At 42.7% G+C, this 15,044-nt stretch carries 11 protein-coding genes; 4 read left to right on the forward strand and 7 right to left on the reverse strand.

The features are described 5' to 3' along the window. Positions 1-182: 182 nt before the first annotated feature. Positions 183-2,174, reverse strand: a complete 1,992-nt coding sequence (gene tkt / locus AOG26_RS01555) for a transketolase (RefSeq protein WP_054560913.1) — start codon at positions 2,172-2,174, stop codon at positions 183-185. A 266-nt stretch (positions 2,175-2,440) separates the two neighbouring features. Here tkt and metK point away from each other — a divergent pair, with 266 nt between their 5' ends. Beyond that, the gene (gene metK, locus AOG26_RS01560) at positions 2,441-3,592 is read left to right on the forward strand and encodes a methionine adenosyltransferase (RefSeq protein ID WP_054560914.1); all 1,152 of its coding nucleotides are present in this window, start codon (positions 2,441-2,443) and stop codon (positions 3,590-3,592) included. A gap of 52 nt (positions 3,593-3,644) precedes the next feature. On the opposite strand, the gene AOG26_RS01565 is transcribed toward metK, so the two are convergent. The 3 genes from AOG26_RS01565 to AOG26_RS01575 all read right to left on the reverse strand — a co-directional run bounded on the left by AOG26_RS01565 (position 3,645) and on the right by AOG26_RS01575 (position 6,295). Next, a complete protein-coding gene (locus AOG26_RS01565) occupies positions 3,645-4,049 on the reverse strand; it encodes a diacylglycerol kinase (RefSeq protein WP_054560915.1) in 405 nt (134 codons plus the stop codon). Between the two features lie 79 nt (positions 4,050-4,128). Beyond that, entirely contained in the window at positions 4,129-4,737 is a 609-nt protein-coding gene (locus AOG26_RS01570) for an START domain-containing protein (RefSeq protein ID WP_054560916.1), read from the reverse strand. A 37-nt stretch (positions 4,738-4,774) separates the two neighbouring features. Beyond that, the gene (locus AOG26_RS01575) at positions 4,775-6,295 is read right to left on the reverse strand and encodes a CYTH and CHAD domain-containing protein (protein ID WP_054560917.1); all 1,521 of its coding nucleotides are present in this window, start codon (positions 6,293-6,295) and stop codon (positions 4,775-4,777) included. A 213-nt stretch (positions 6,296-6,508) separates the two neighbouring features. On the opposite strand from AOG26_RS01575, the gene AOG26_RS01580 reads away from it, so the two are divergent. Continuing rightward, positions 6,509-7,108, forward strand: coding sequence for a TIGR04211 family SH3 domain-containing protein (locus AOG26_RS01580; RefSeq protein ID WP_054560918.1), 600 nt, complete (start codon positions 6,509-6,511; stop codon positions 7,106-7,108). A 48-nt stretch (positions 7,109-7,156) separates the two neighbouring features. Here the strand turns inward: AOG26_RS01580 and AOG26_RS01585 are convergent, their stop codons facing one another. Next, complete coding sequence (locus tag AOG26_RS01585; protein ID WP_054551119.1) at positions 7,157-7,639, reverse strand: winged helix-turn-helix transcriptional regulator; 483 nt, start codon at positions 7,637-7,639, stop codon at positions 7,157-7,159. A gap of 167 nt (positions 7,640-7,806) precedes the next feature. On the opposite strand from AOG26_RS01585, the gene putA reads away from it, so the two are divergent. Both putA and AOG26_RS01595 read left to right on the forward strand, forming a co-directional pair. Then, positions 7,807-11,610 carry a bifunctional proline dehydrogenase/L-glutamate gamma-semialdehyde dehydrogenase PutA gene (gene putA, locus AOG26_RS01590; RefSeq protein WP_054560919.1) on the forward strand — a complete coding sequence of 1,268 codons (3,804 nt, stop codon included), beginning with the start codon at positions 7,807-7,809 and terminating at the stop codon, positions 11,608-11,610. A gap of 161 nt (positions 11,611-11,771) precedes the next feature. Next, positions 11,772-12,980, forward strand: a complete 1,209-nt coding sequence (locus AOG26_RS01595) for an HD-GYP domain-containing protein (RefSeq protein WP_054560920.1) — start codon at positions 11,772-11,774, stop codon at positions 12,978-12,980. A gap of 19 nt (positions 12,981-12,999) precedes the next feature. Here the strand turns inward: AOG26_RS01595 and AOG26_RS01600 are convergent, their stop codons facing one another. Next, positions 13,000-14,052 carry a general secretion pathway protein GspB gene (locus AOG26_RS01600; RefSeq protein ID WP_054560921.1) on the reverse strand — a complete coding sequence of 351 codons (1,053 nt, stop codon included), beginning with the start codon at positions 14,050-14,052 and terminating at the stop codon, positions 13,000-13,002. Between the two features lie 13 nt (positions 14,053-14,065). Then, positions 14,066-14,983, reverse strand: a complete 918-nt coding sequence (locus tag AOG26_RS01605) for an ExeA family protein (RefSeq protein ID WP_054560922.1) — start codon at positions 14,981-14,983, stop codon at positions 14,066-14,068. Positions 14,984-15,044: the final 61 nt, after the last annotated feature.

Consider the following 15,044-nt stretch of genomic DNA (forward strand, 5'->3'; position numbering starts at 1 on the left):
TAACTTTCACGCGAAATAAATTTCACGCTTACAGTGAGGTATTTAAAACTGACAGCTGATGGCTGAAAGCTACCAGCTCTTAGTGCGTTGGGTTTCACTCCGTTCTACTCAACCTACGGGGGAATAAAAAAGCCCGCGCTGTGGTTATACAGGGCGGGCTTTTAAGTTTTAGCGGCTAAAGCTTAGAACAAGGCGTTTGCTTTGTTTACGATGTTTTCAACAGTGAAACCAAAGTGCTTGAATAGCTCGCCTGCAGGTGCTGACTCACCGAATGTCGTCATACCAACTACTGCGCCGTTTAGGCCTACATATTTGTACCAGTAGTCTGCGATGCCCGCTTCGATTGCTACGCGGCGTGTTACGCTTGCTGGTAATACGCTTTCTTTATACGCAGCGTCTTGCTCATCAAATAAATCAGTTGAAGGCATAGATACCACACGTACTTTTTTACCTTGTGAACGCAGTTCTGCTGCGGCATCTTGTGCAAGCTGTACTTCAGAACCTGTTGCAATAAGGATAAGCTCTGGCTCACCGTCACAGCTAAGTACGTAACCACCTTTTTTCACATCAGCTAACTGCTGTGCAGTACGCGTTTGTTGCTCAAGGCCTTGGCGAGTGAAAATCAGTGATGTTGGGCCATCTTTACGCTCAATTGCTTGTTGCCATGCAATCGCTGACTCAACTTGGTCACATGGGCGCCAGTTCACTAGATTAGGCGTTAAACGCATGCTTGCAATTTGCTCTACCGGTTGGTGCGTTGGGCCATCCTCACCTAAACCAATTGAATCGTGTGTGTAAACGAAGATGCTTGGCTGCTTCATTAATGCCGCCATACGTACTGCGTTACGTGCGTATTCCATGAACATTAGGAATGTTGCACCGTATGGAATAAAGCCTTTGTGCAATGCAATACCATTCATAATCGCTGACATACCAAATTCACGTACACCGTAGAAAATGTAGTTACCGCTAGCATCGTTTGCTTCTAGGCCTTTTGAGCCATCCCAAAGTGTTAAGTTAGAACCTGCAAGGTCAGCAGAGCCACCCATGAATTCTGGTAGTAACGGGCCAAACGCATTTAATGCATTTTGTGATGCTTTACGTGTTGCTGGGTTTGCTGGGTTTGCTTGTAGCTCTTCAATGTAAGCTTGTGACTTTTCAGCCCAATCAGCTGGTAACTCACCATTTGTACGGCGTTTAAACTCAGCAGCAAGTTCAGGGTGTGCACTTGCGTATGCTGCAAACTTTTCGTCCCAGCTGGCTTCTAGTTGCTTACCTTTTTCTTTGCCATCCCACTCGCTGTAGATATCAGCTGGGATTTCAAATGCATCGCCAGTCCAACCTAGGAATTCACGAGATGCTTTAATTTCGTCTTCACCTAGTGGTGCACCGTGACAATCATGGCTACCTGATTTGTTAGGTGAACCGTAGCCAATCACTGTTTTACAACAGATTAATGATGGCTTATCAGTGATGCTACGCGCTTCTTCGATAGCGGCGCGAATTGCATCAGGGTTATGACCATCAACATCGCTTACTACGTGCCAGCCGTATGCTTTGAAGCGCGCTGGTGTGTCATCGCTGAACCAACCTTCTACTTCACCATCAATTGAGATGCCGTTGTCATCCCAAAACGCAACTAGTTTACCTAGGCCTAATGTACCGGCTAATGAACAGGCTTCGTGTGAAATACCTTCCATTAAACAGCCATCGCCCATGAATGCATACGTGAAGTGATCAACAATATCGTGACCTTCACGGTTAAACTGTGCAGCTAGCGCTTTTTCGGCAATTGCCATACCCACTGCATTTGTGATCCCTTGACCTAATGGACCCGTAGTAGTCTCAATACCTGGTGCATACCCATACTCTGGGTGACCTGGTGTTTTTGAGTGCATTTGACGGAAGTTTTTAATTTCCTCTAGTGGTAAGTCATAGCCACTTAAGTGCAGTAGAGAATAGATCAGCATTGAACCGTGGCCATTCGAAAGAATAAATCGATCTCGGTCTGCCCACTCTGGATTCGTTGGATTGTGCTTTAGATAATCGCGCCATAGTACTTCTGCGATATCTGCCATGCCCATAGGGGCGCCAGGGTGACCAGATTTGGCCTGTTGTACTGCGTCCATTGATAAGACGCGAATAGCATTTGCAAGTTCTTTGCGTGATGGCATGAATTCTCCTACCTTTATGTATTTGCGCTGGTTGTTTATGAAGCCCCATTCTTACTTATTGTAAGGGTACAGTGCAATTAAAAATCCGCATTAAATGCACCAATTATGGGCGTTTGTTAAGAACAATACGTTATTAGTAATTTTAAATAGACGTCTAGGCGTAAAATTACTATGCAAACATATTTGTTTTAGATAAAATACGCCCCTTAATTTTTTAGCGCTATTACCGACGTTTGTGAAGCGCAATATTTGTGAGCAGAAATACAATGGCAAAACATTTATTTACTTCTGAATCTGTTTCTGAAGGTCATCCGGATAAAATCGCGGACCAAATCTCTGACGCGGTTCTAGATGCTATCCTTGAACAAGATTCTCATGCCCGTGTTGCATGTGAGACTTACGTTAAGACCGGTATGGTGATGGTTGGTGGTGAAATCACAACTAGCGCTTGGGTTGATATCGAAGAAATCACACGTAAAACAGTACGTGAAATCGGTTACACGCACTCAGACATGGGTTTCGATGCTGACTCTTGTGCAATCCTAAACACTATCGGTAAACAATCTCCAGACATCAACCAAGGTGTTGACCGTGCTCGCCCTGAAGAGCAAGGCGCTGGTGACCAAGGTCTAATGTTCGGTTACGCATGTAATGAAACTGATGTTTTAATGCCTGCACCTATCACTTATTCGCACCGTCTAGTTCAGCGCCAAGCTGAAGTTCGTAAAAGCGGTGAGCTTAACTGGTTACGCCCAGATGCAAAATCTCAAGTAACGTTTGCATACGAAAATGGCAAGCCTGTTGGTATTGATGCAGTTGTTCTTTCAACTCAACACTGTGATTCAATCTCACAAAACGACTTAGTTGAAGCGGTAATGGAAACTATCATTAAGCCGGTTCTTCCTGCTGAGCTAATCTCAAGCGCAACTAAGTTCTTCATCAACCCAACTGGCCGTTTCGTAATCGGTGGCCCAATGGGTGACTGTGGTCTTACAGGTCGTAAAATAATCGTTGATACATACGGTGGTATGGCTCGTCACGGTGGTGGTGCTTTCTCTGGTAAAGATCCATCAAAAGTTGACCGTTCAGCTGCATATGCTGCTCGTTACGTTGCTAAAAACGTGGTTGCTGCTGGCCTTGCTGACAAATGTGAGCTACAAGTTTCTTACGCTATCGGTGTTGCAGAGCCAACATCTATCAGCATCGAAACATTTGGTACAGGTAAATTAGAAGAAGCGCGTCTAATTGAATTAGTACGTGAGCACTTCGACCTACGCCCTTACGGCTTAATCCAAATGCTTGATCTTGAGCGTCCTATCTATCAACCGACTGCGGCATACGGCCACTTCGGTCGTGATGAGTTCCCTTGGGAGCGTACAGACAAAGCAGACGCACTTCGTTCAGCTGCTGGCCTGTAATAGGTTTGATAAAATGAAAAAAGCGCCTTTTGGCGCTTTTTTTATGTCTGTTTTAAAGGTAGGTAACTATCTTTTCGTAAACTGCGACACCCCAAACTAAGGCTAGAATTAGCAAGCTCAATGTCACTGCCGCAGAAGCCATATCTTTAGCTCGTCCCGATAATACATGATACTCAATCCCTACCCGGTCAGTGAGCGCTTCTATCGACGAGTTCAGTAACTCAACAATTAATAATAACAAGTAAGGAATAAACAACACTAACCAATGATTTAATGACTGCGCAAGAACCACTGACAAGGGTAATAAACACACCCCTAAATAGATTTCAGAACGAAATGCCGACTCTTCTTTAAATGCCGCTTTAAAGCCTTTAATAGAACACTTGGTTGCTTTTAAAATACGCCCAAAGCCAATACCATTTGGCTTATTAACTAGGGGAATTTTTGGTTCTTTCATTTTTTACCTACCCGCTCAGAATTAGCCTGATCATAATAATAAATTCTTACTCTGTCACCCAAATACGCTTGATTAAACGCTAGCAATCACCTGGAATACTGCTGGTGTTTGCGCGGGAGAACTGATTATTAGTTAATTGTTCTCTCAGTGCTTGTAGCGTTTTATAAACGCTTTTTAGCGATACCTTGTTACTTAACCAATGCGGAATTGAACCACTTGGATCAGCATAGGCTTGATGGCTGACCAACAAATTACTTTGTTGCTGCTCTAAACGCCAATAGGCGGTGAGGTCTTTAATACGCACAACGCCAGAGACTTCGGCTTTTGCATAAGGTTGGCTTTTGATTTGTAACTCGGTTTTGTGCTCATCTAAAGCGTGATAACAAGAGTAACTGACTAAATCTCTATCTGACACCGGCCAAGGCGAGTTAAAGTGGGTATAAACAAGGGTTTCTGAAGGGCTTAAGCGCTCCATTAGCGTCACGCTTTTGACATTTTCGAGCCAGTTTGCGGCGTTGTCGGTATCACTGAGCAATGCCATAAAATCACTGGCCTTGGCATTTTTTACCAGCACAGAAGCATTAATTTCTATAATACCAGTTTCGTGCTTTTTATAGCTAACCTTTATGCCGTCTTGCTGTTTGTAGGTTTGCCATTCAATAGGGTTAGCTACTGCCGAGAGACTCAAACATGCTAACCCTATCCATAGGCACAAGCGCATTTATTTAAAACCAATATGGGTCTGTATTAAATGACGCGTGGCGACTTTGCTCCATCGCACTAACCAAAAACTCTGACTTTTGATCAAGCCATGATTGAATTTTTGTCAGCTCTAAGTCATCTTGTCCTGCACATAACTGCTTTAAGTACTCAAGGGTGCTTAACTCATAAATACCATGGGAGATATCAACCCACGGCATACGGAACTCATTTCTATCTTCTTTATCGAACAAAGCGCCTAAGCAGTTGCCGCTGAGTAATGAATTTTCAAGGCGGGTGCGTAGTGCCAAATAGTCTTTATCTGTAAACACTTGCTGCTCAGGAATAAGCTCGTGCATGTCGTGCCAATCTTTAGCAAATAAACGCTTAGCAATATCGGCAACTGGTTTTTCTGCAGCCTGAAACTCAGCCTGCCCCCATGATTTGCGCCACTGTTTTTCAATTAACCAGGTTGTTAATTGTAATAATAAGCGGTTGTATCGGGTGCTATGAAAAAGAGTTTCAATATCATCAATGCTTGGCTGTAACTCTTTTAGGTCATTAATAACTTGTGTGAGCTCAGGCGCACTGTTGATTTTTTTGTAGTATGCGTGGCGCTTAGATGTGTAGGTTTTTAGCTGAATAGCATTTTCAACCCACGCTAATTCGCTCAATAACCACTTTAACTCTGTACGCAATGAGTCGGTATCGTCTTTACTAACAATATCGTCAAACAGCCAAAATGTATGGCGAATTAAACGAATACCGTCTGTGACACGCTTAAGGGTTTTTAAGCTTGGTTTTATGAAATAGCAGGCTTCATGTTTTTGTACAAAGCGAATCGCGTAGTTAATGCTTTCTACTAAAGCTTGTTCTTGGGTTGCACCACGTTTTAGTGGCACAAAGCCAATTGATTTGCTTGCTTTTAATGGTTTGTCATCTGCAAGACGATAACCTCGAGCAGCTTTAGAATAAAGCCCTAAGCGAACATGGCTTTCACTAACCAGTTTATCTGCCAAAGCAAACAACTCATTACGACTACCTTCAATCAGTTCGATTTCAAGTTCAGAGATTGGCTCAACCTGACCCGAGGCAGCAACTTCACCTTTATCTAATACCACTTCAATTTTTGCGCCATTTTCGGTTTCGAGTAACCAAGTACGGCGTATAAAGTTAGTGCTAAAAATTGGGTATAGGTTTTCTGCAATACCAGACACTTGCATGCCATGCGGCCAAATAGCAGCATCAAATGCGAGTAAATCAGGGCGGTTACCTGACAGTGGTAAGTTGTATTCTGGGCGCTGATGTAAGCCGCCAACCACTTCGCCAGCAAGCTTGATAGTTTGTTCACACTCACCATCACAACAGCGAGTACGAAGGCCAATATCTAAAGCGCGTAATTCTCGGCTTGGCGTATCGTAATAAGCATTTTGTAAATTGCGTGACGGTTTGTTAGTAACGGTTTTTGCAAATTGGGTAATTAATGCGGGGATCAGTGGAACAACGGCATCTGACACCAAAAACTTCAGTTCTATCTCAGTATCCATTCGCTTTGCGGAGTACATTTAAAATAAATAAGTGATCAAAATAAACAAAGCAGACTGTTAATGCAAATTTTTTCCTGTTTTTTACGGTTAAGCCCACGCACGGATTACAATATCAGCCTTGCTATTAATAGTTGAAATCCCTACTATCTCTATACATAAAGAAATTATAAATTTAGCCACTTCTAGGCAAGATCACATTAACAAGGTAGATTGATGTTAAAACAGTGTATTTTTGGGTTGCTCCTTGCGGCCACCTCTTTTATTAGCTACGCAGAAGAAGCACCAAGCAGCGACAGCCAAAACACCGCCTACATAGTCGATAACCTGTATACCTTTATGCACTCAGGCCCAAGCAAAAACTACCGCATTTTGGGTTCAGTTGATGCAGGTACGCAAGTTGTGTTGTTGTCAGGTGAAGATAATGGCTACTTTAAAATTCGTGATGATAAAGATCGTGAAGGTTGGGTTGAGTCAAAATTTGTTACTGAAAACGCGGGTATTCAACAACAGTTTCAAGCGCTGAATAACGACATGACGGTAATGCAAGAGCAGCTTCGCCAAGCTGAAATTGAGTTGCCACAACTACAAGAGCAGAACAAATCACTAACAGAGCAAAACCTAGCTCTTAGCAAGCAAATCGAAACACTTAAGAACACTATTGAGTCTGAGCGCAATGCAAAGCAAACAGCCAGTGCTAAAGAGAAGCGTCAGCTACTTACATATGGCGGCGCAATTGCATTTATCGGCTTACTGTTAGGTATTATCTTAACCGTGGTGTTATCTCGCCGTAAACGTTACGACGGCTGGGCATAAGCCACTAAATAGTCAATAAAAAAGCACCTGATGGTGCTTTTTTTGTATCTATATATCGAACCTTAGTCCGGTATCTTGTTTAATTTTTTCGATCACCATATAGGTGTGATGCGTACCTACCCCTGGTATATCAACTAAATCCCCCAGCACCTGACGGTATTCGTCCATATCAGACACACGTACTTTTAATAAGTAGTCATAGCCACCAGCAACCATGTCGCATTCAACTACTTGTGGAATATTTAAAATATATTCACGAAAGACTTTAAATACCGATGTATTCGAAGTCACCAACGAGACCTGTACATGTGCTAACAAGCTCTGGTTAAGCTTTGCTTCGCTAAGCTTTGCGTAATAGCCTTCGATGTAGCCTTCTTGCTCTAAACGTTTTACACGATCTAGACACGGGCTTGGGCTCAGATTTACCTGTTTTGCGAGGTTTACGTTCGATATTCTGCCATTTTTTTGCAGAGCGTCTAAAATTGCTAAATCGATGCGATCTAACATGCGTAATCTATTCGGACTGGTCATAACAGAATTTTATGCGGCTAAGTTAACGGTATGCCCTGTAAATTATCGTAAATCGAAAAATTTAACCAGCATATTCTGCTGGATTTTAATTAGAATGCACGAATTATATCAATGGTAAGAAATGCAATTAGTTCATTTTTTAGACTCCACATACCAGAGGGTTACATATGCTATTTAATGGCGATTTGACAACTGAATGTCCAATTAGACAAAAGATCCGTGATTTCTACCGTATTGACGAAAATGCGGTTATTGATCATATTTTGCCTTTGGCTGAAGTAGGCGTGAAAGCGCGTAGCCGAGCGTGGGAACGTGCTCGTCAAATGGTTTTAAATATCCGTCGCGATCAGGATGGTCAAAGCGGTGTAGATGCACTATTAAATGAATTCTCACTTTCAAGTGAAGAAGGCGTTGTATTAATGTGTCTTGCAGAAGCACTATTACGTGTTCCAGATAAAGCAACGCAAGAGTCACTAATTCGTGACAAACTTGCTAAAGGTGACTGGAGCTCGCATTTAGGTAGCAGCGATTCTTTGTTTGTAAACGCCTCTTCTTGGGGTCTGTTAGTAACCGGTAAAATGGTTAACTACAGCGACAAGTCAAAAGAGCAGCAATTCGGTGTACTTAAGAAAACAATTGGTCGTTTAGGTGAGCCTGTTATTCGTAAATCTGTGAACTTCGCGATGAAGATCATGGGTAAGCAATTCGTTATGGGTCGTACTATCGACGAAGCGATTGAACGTGCAGCAGAAAAAGAGCAAAAAGGCTACGTTTACTCATACGATATGCTAGGTGAAGGCGCACGCACAATGAAAGATGCAGAGCGTTACTTCAACAGCTACATGACAGCTATCCACGCGATTGGTAAAGCAGCAAATGGCCGTGGACCAATCAAGAGCCCTGGTATCTCAGTTAAAATTTCTGCGATTCACCCTCGCTATGAATTCACTCACCGCGAACGTGTTATTGCTGAAGTTGTACCTAAGTTAAAAGAGCTTGCGCTTGCAGCGAAAAGCTACGATATCGGTTTTACTGTTGATGCTGAAGAAGCTGACCGTTTAGATATCTCTTTAGATGTTATTGAAGCGGTATTCAGTGATGACGATTTAGGTAACTGGAACGGCTTTGGTTTAGCAGTTCAAGCATACCAAAAGCGCGCTATTTTTGTCGTTGAGTGGGTTGCAGAACTTGCTCGTCGCGTTGGTCGTAAACTAATGGTTCGCCTTGTAAAAGGTGCATACTGGGATACAGAAATCAAAACCACTCAACAAGATGGTTTAGATCATTACCCGGTATTTACACGTAAGGCGACCACTGATGTTTCTTACAAAGCTTGTGCTATTAAGCTTCTAGAAGCACGCGATGTATTGTATCCGCAATTTGCTACACACAACGCATACACTGCAGCAACAATCTTAGAAGTTGCAAAAGGCGACAACGAAGGTTTTGAATTCCAACGCCTGCACGGTATGGGTGAGTCGTTATTCGACCAAATCGTAACCCAAGAGAAAATTCAATGTCGTGTTTACGCACCAGTGGGTCAACACGAAGACTTACTTGCATACTTAGTACGTCGTTTATTAGAAAACGGTGCTAACTCGTCATTCGTTAATGCGATTGTTGATACGACTAAGCCTGTTGAATCACTATTACCTGACCCTGTAGAAACACTGCAAGGTTTACGTAACAAGTACAACACGCAAATCAAGATGCCAATTGATTTATACGGTGAAGAACGTGCTAACTCAAAAGGTATGGACTTAACTGATATCAACGTCATCACACCATTTAAAGAAAACCTTGATACCTGGTTTGATGAGCACCGCATTGAATTAAGCGATGTGCCAGAAGGCTCTCTTCCTGTGAAGAACCCTGCAAATCACAAAGAGATTATTGGTCATGTGAAACTACAATCTTCTGACGAAATGACTGCTCTTTTAGAAAATGCAGAAAAAGCATTTGAGTCATGGTCACAAACGCCTGTAAAAGAGCGCGCAAACTTATTACGTCGTGTTGCTGACATCTTAGAACGTCACCACGATGAGCTTGTTGCTATCTGTATTAAAGAAGCTGGTAAAATTACCCAAGATGGTATCGATGAAGTTCGTGAAGCAGTGGATTTCTGCCGCTACTACGCGGCACGCGCTGAAGAACTTTCTGAAGATGAGCGCTTTGAAGCACGTGGGGTGATCTTATGTATCAGCCCATGGAACTTCCCACTTGCAATCTTCTTAGGTCAAGTAGCTGCAGCAATCGTGACTGGTAACACAGTTATTGCTAAACCTGCTGAGCAAACAAGCTTAATCGCACTTCGTACCATTGAACTGATGCTATCTGTAGGTTTACCAGAGCACGTTGTACAACCTGTTATTGCTCGTGGTAGCGAAGTAGGTAAAACTATCGTTCCTGATGAGCGCATTCAAGCTGTTATGTTCACAGGTTCTACAGAAACAGGTACTGTTATTTCGCAAACACTTGCTGCGCGTAATGATATTCAAGTACCGCTTATCGCTGAAACAGGCGGTCAAAACTGTATGATCGTTGACTCAACCGCTCTACCAGAGCAAGTTGTTGACGATGTGATCAGTTCAGGTTTCCAAAGTGCTGGTCAACGCTGTTCTGCACTGCGTGTATTATTCTTACAAGAAGACGTTGCTGATGGCATCATTGAGATGATCAAAGGTGCTTTAAAAGAGCTTCACGTTGGCGACCCGTCATTGCTTTCAACTGATATCGGTCCTGTTATCGACGAAAAAGCACTGAAAAATTTAAATGACCATGTTGAATACTTAAAAGGTAATGCAACACTTCACTATGAGTGTGCTATTCCTGATAACAATGAAAATGGTGCTTACTTCTTTGCGCCTCGTTTATACGAAATCAAAGATTTATCTGTACTTAAGCGCGAAGTATTTGGCCCATGTGTACATATCATCCGCTTTAAAGGCACAGAGCTTGATAACGTGATTGACCAAATCAATGGCACAGGCTTTGGCTTAACAATGGGTGTGCATTCGCGTATCGAAGAGCGCTGTGAATACCTAGCGAAAATGTCACGTGCAGGTAACGTTTACATCAACCGTAATATGATCGGTGCGATTGTTGGCGTACAACCTTTCGGTGGCCGTGGTTTATCAGGTACTGGTCCAAAAGCGGGTGGCCCTAACTACCTACAACGTCTAGTGAAAGAAAAAGCATCACCAGATAACGTGCAAATGACAAACCTAACACCTGATGAGTTAGATACTCACCACTATTCAGGTGCAGCTGAGCAGGTTGCTACGCTAATGGATAACTCATTACGCGACGAGAAAATCTGGCGTGCAACACCACTGAACGACCGAGTTTCTGCTGTACGTCAATTACTTGCAAAAGTAGCGACTGTAGAAATTATCGACGAACTTGCCGATGATTTAGCATTAACGCTAGCTGATGCTCGTGCGCAACTTAACCGTCTTGAAAAACACATGCGTAAGCACACTGTGTTGCCTGGACCAACGGGTGAGTCAAATACACTACACCTAGAGCCTCGTGGTTGTGTAGTTTGTTATGCAGATAAGAGTACGTCATTTAACTTCTGGGCAATTTCGATTATCACAGCACTTGCTGCTGGTAACACGGTAATCACGGTTGCTTCTGAGTTATTCTTTGACGAAGCAGTTGCATTCAGAGACAAGTTTATCTCAACAGGTATCGCTGAAGGTGTATTCCAAGTAGCTAAACCTAATCAGTTACAAGCTATCTTGGCGCACCCTCACCTTGCAGGTGCGGTTGTTGCAGCTCGTTCATCACGCTTAGGCTACTTTAGCCAGCAGCTAGCACAACGTAAAGGTGCAATCCTGCCAGTGATCAGCTCTGAGTACTATGACACGCTAATCAAGCGCTTACTCACTGAGAAAACAATCAGTGTTGATACAACCGCTTCAGGTGGTAACACATCACTAATGACCTTAGTTGAAGACGACGAGTAATCGTATTAGTTAAAGGAAATTAAACTTTCCTGAGCTACTTAAAAGCCCTCGCATTTGCGGGGGCTTTTGATTTTTACAGATACCTTTTTACTATTCTTATTTACCGAGCTACAAATTTTCTGCTAGTTTTATAGTAATGTATTCGACTAGAAGTAAAGGCTTTGAAAACACTCCCTATCAATCAACTTAAGCCCGGCATGTTTGTCCAAAGTGTGACAAAACAAAAAGGCAAGATCCGTATAAAAAACCAAGGTTGGGTAAAAACACAGGGAAGCATAGACAAGCTGATCAAGGCTGGCATATTAGAAATAGCGATAGACCCAGACAAAACACTGACCTTAGACAGTGAGAATAAAGTGGTTGAGCAGCAACATAATCCGCAACCTGTTGGCGAGACTAGCGCTTTTGACCCTTGGCACACTACTCACAGTGTGTCTGCAGAAATGGGCAAAGCAAACAGCTTATATAACGAAGCAAGATCATTGCAAAGCAAAGCCTTTGACGATATCCGCGATGGCAACAAAATTGATATTGCCCCTTTTAAAGAACTCGCAAGTGGCTTTATTGATTCAGTTTTTCGTAATCAAGATGCGCTTGCCTGTATCACTCGAATGCGTGAAAAAGATGCTTACCTACTTGAGCATTCTATCAATGTATCAATTTTGATGAGTATTTTTGCTAAGCACTTAGGTATTGAAAAAGCCATTATTGAAGAGCTTGCGACCGGTGCTTTACTTCACGATATTGGAAAAATAAATATTCCCGATGAGATACTCAATAAGCCTGGCAAGTTAACAGATGAAGAGTACAAAGCTATTCAAGATCATGCTCGTTTCAGTAAAGAAATTTTAGAGCAAGCAGGCTTGAGCGGGATTGCTGTAGATATAGCAGGGTTCCATCACGAACGTTTAGATGGCAGTGGCTACCCGTTTGGTAAAAGTGGTGACGAGATAAGCTTGTACGTACGCATGGCTTCAATTGTTGATGTGTATGATGCATTGACCGCTGAGCGGGTCTACAAAGCAGGAATGGAGCCAATTAAAGCATTTAAAATACTCAAAGATGGCTGCCCAGATAGCTTTGACGGAGATCTAGTCACTAAGTTTATTCAGTGCATCGGTGTTCACCCGGTTGGTACCTTAGTTAAACTTGAAAGCCAAAAATTAGGTTTGGTCACACACAGTAACCCTACAAGTCCTTTAAAACCTCAAGTGAAAGTGTTTTATAACGCTAAACATGCACGCTATACCGAAGTGCAAGATATTGATTTGGCTAACAGCCGTTGTCACGATAGCTTAGAATCAGCAGTCAGGCCGAGAGACTTTAACATCGACCTGATCCGCTTTTTTAAAAGTGCTATTCTACCTTAGCCCTTAAACTAAAGACTGGCTACTCAGGCCAGTCTTGTAATGCTTTTAAAGTAAACTCATACCCATCGTAGCTTAATAAGCTCTGCTCTGGAGTGATTTCAATGACTGATAACACACCTATGTTATCGCCTTCGTATAACTCACGACCATTTAACTTTATCCAACGCTTCGATGTTTCTGAAGCATAAATATGCGCTTGGTATTTAATGGTAGGAATGAGACTTTGTAATGCATCAGGCAAGAGCTCAATTGGCTCTGCATAAGACGTATTTTTAGTGCTACGGGTAATATCAACACTATGTTTGTTATCAACATCTTCAACCGCTTTAGCAAAAGCATCTTTCAATGTATCTGGTACATCTTTGAGCTCATCATTTGTTGATGATTGAGAAGCTGGTTGAGTTGGCTGACCATTAAGTGGCTTGCCTAGCACCTTGTATTTACTTAAATCAATGCCATTACTGCTCATTTGCTGCGGGTTGATTTGTTGCATTGGCTGCGAAAACTGTGGCTGTGATTGATACACTGGCTGATTTTGATACACAGCTTGTTGCTGGTACTGAGGTTGTACTTGATAACCTTGATTTGCATACATAGGGGCTGAATTTACCGGAACTTGTACCCACTGATATTGCTGACCTTGCACTGGCACCTGCTGCATCATTTGTTGCGGTACAGATTGTTGCACTTGCCCTTGTTGCATCGTTGTTACTTGGGCTGGGTTATTGGTCGCTTGCGGGTTTTGGCTTTGCGCTACTTGCTGTTGCTTAGCGGGTTGCTGTGTTTCAGGACTTGCCTGAGCCTCAGTGGCAACGCTTTCTGTGGTTTCATTGCTGTTATTAACAAGCTTTGGCTGCTCAGCAGCAGGTTTAGTTTGTTGTAACCATTTACCAATCGAAAATCCTGCCATAAGCGTCAATATTGCCGCCAGTAATAGCCCAAATGAAAAAGCTAAGCGTCGATACCGTGTTAATTCTTGCTGTTGTTTGAGCGCAAGTGCGGCTTGGTCATGATCAACGGCAGTTTGTGCGTGCTGATCAGATTGTTTAATTGCATCTAGTAATAATGACATAAATGAACACTCGTTATATTAGGTAGGATAAACCAATACCCATTCCTAATACGGCTAAAAATGAAACTGGGTAAAGCCAAACATAACTCGGCTCTTTATTTGCTACAGCAACAGGAGTGCTGGTTGGCGGCAGTGCTTCTGCGGCTGAGCGCATCACAAGCTCGCTGTCGATACTCAATTTTTGCTGTGAAAAAGCTCCCACTAAACAGCGCTCACATAATAAATTGATCAATCTTGGTACGCCTTGAGTAACCTGATAAATCGCTTTTAACGCATCCCCTGAGAACAATGCTTGCTCTGTGCCCGCTTTAAATAAACGGTGCTTAACATAGGCAAACACTTGTCCTTCAGTGAGTGGTAATAAGTGATAACGCGCAGTAATACGCTGGGCAAGTTGTCTTAATTCAGTGCGTTTTAGTAGTTCTTGAAGCTCAGGTTGCCCTACTAATACAATTTGCAGCAGCTTTTTATGATCTGTTTCGATATTGGTTAACAAGCGCAGCTGCTCTAGCACATCAGGTGCGAGTAATTGTGCTTCATCAATAATTAAGATGGTGTGACCGCCCGCTTGATTGTTTGCCTCAAGGTGCTTTTTAATCACATCAGTTAGGGTCTTCAAAGTCGCATTAGTACCGTCGTACTCAATCTTTAATTCATCACAAATACTGGCAAGCAGTTCAAGCTGTGACAAAGCCGGATTATGAATTTGTGCCACTTGGGTGTTTTCAGGTAACTGCTCTTGCAGACTTCTTGTTAGTGTTGTTTTACCTGTACCCACTTCGCCTGTTAACAAAACGAAGCCACCCGCTTCACCTAATCCATAGGTAAGGTGCGCTAACGCCTCTTTATGGCGCTCACTAAGAAATAAATACTCAGGATTTGGGGCAATCGAAAAGGGTTTTTCTGACAAGCCAAAATAGCTTAAATACACCGTGTTATTCCTTGCGTTTAAAATCACGGTCTATAATGGCAAAAAACATCGCTACTTAAAA

Source organism: Pseudoalteromonas sp. UCD-33C (assembly GCF_001306895.1).
GTDB lineage: Bacteria > Pseudomonadota > Gammaproteobacteria > Enterobacterales > Alteromonadaceae > Pseudoalteromonas.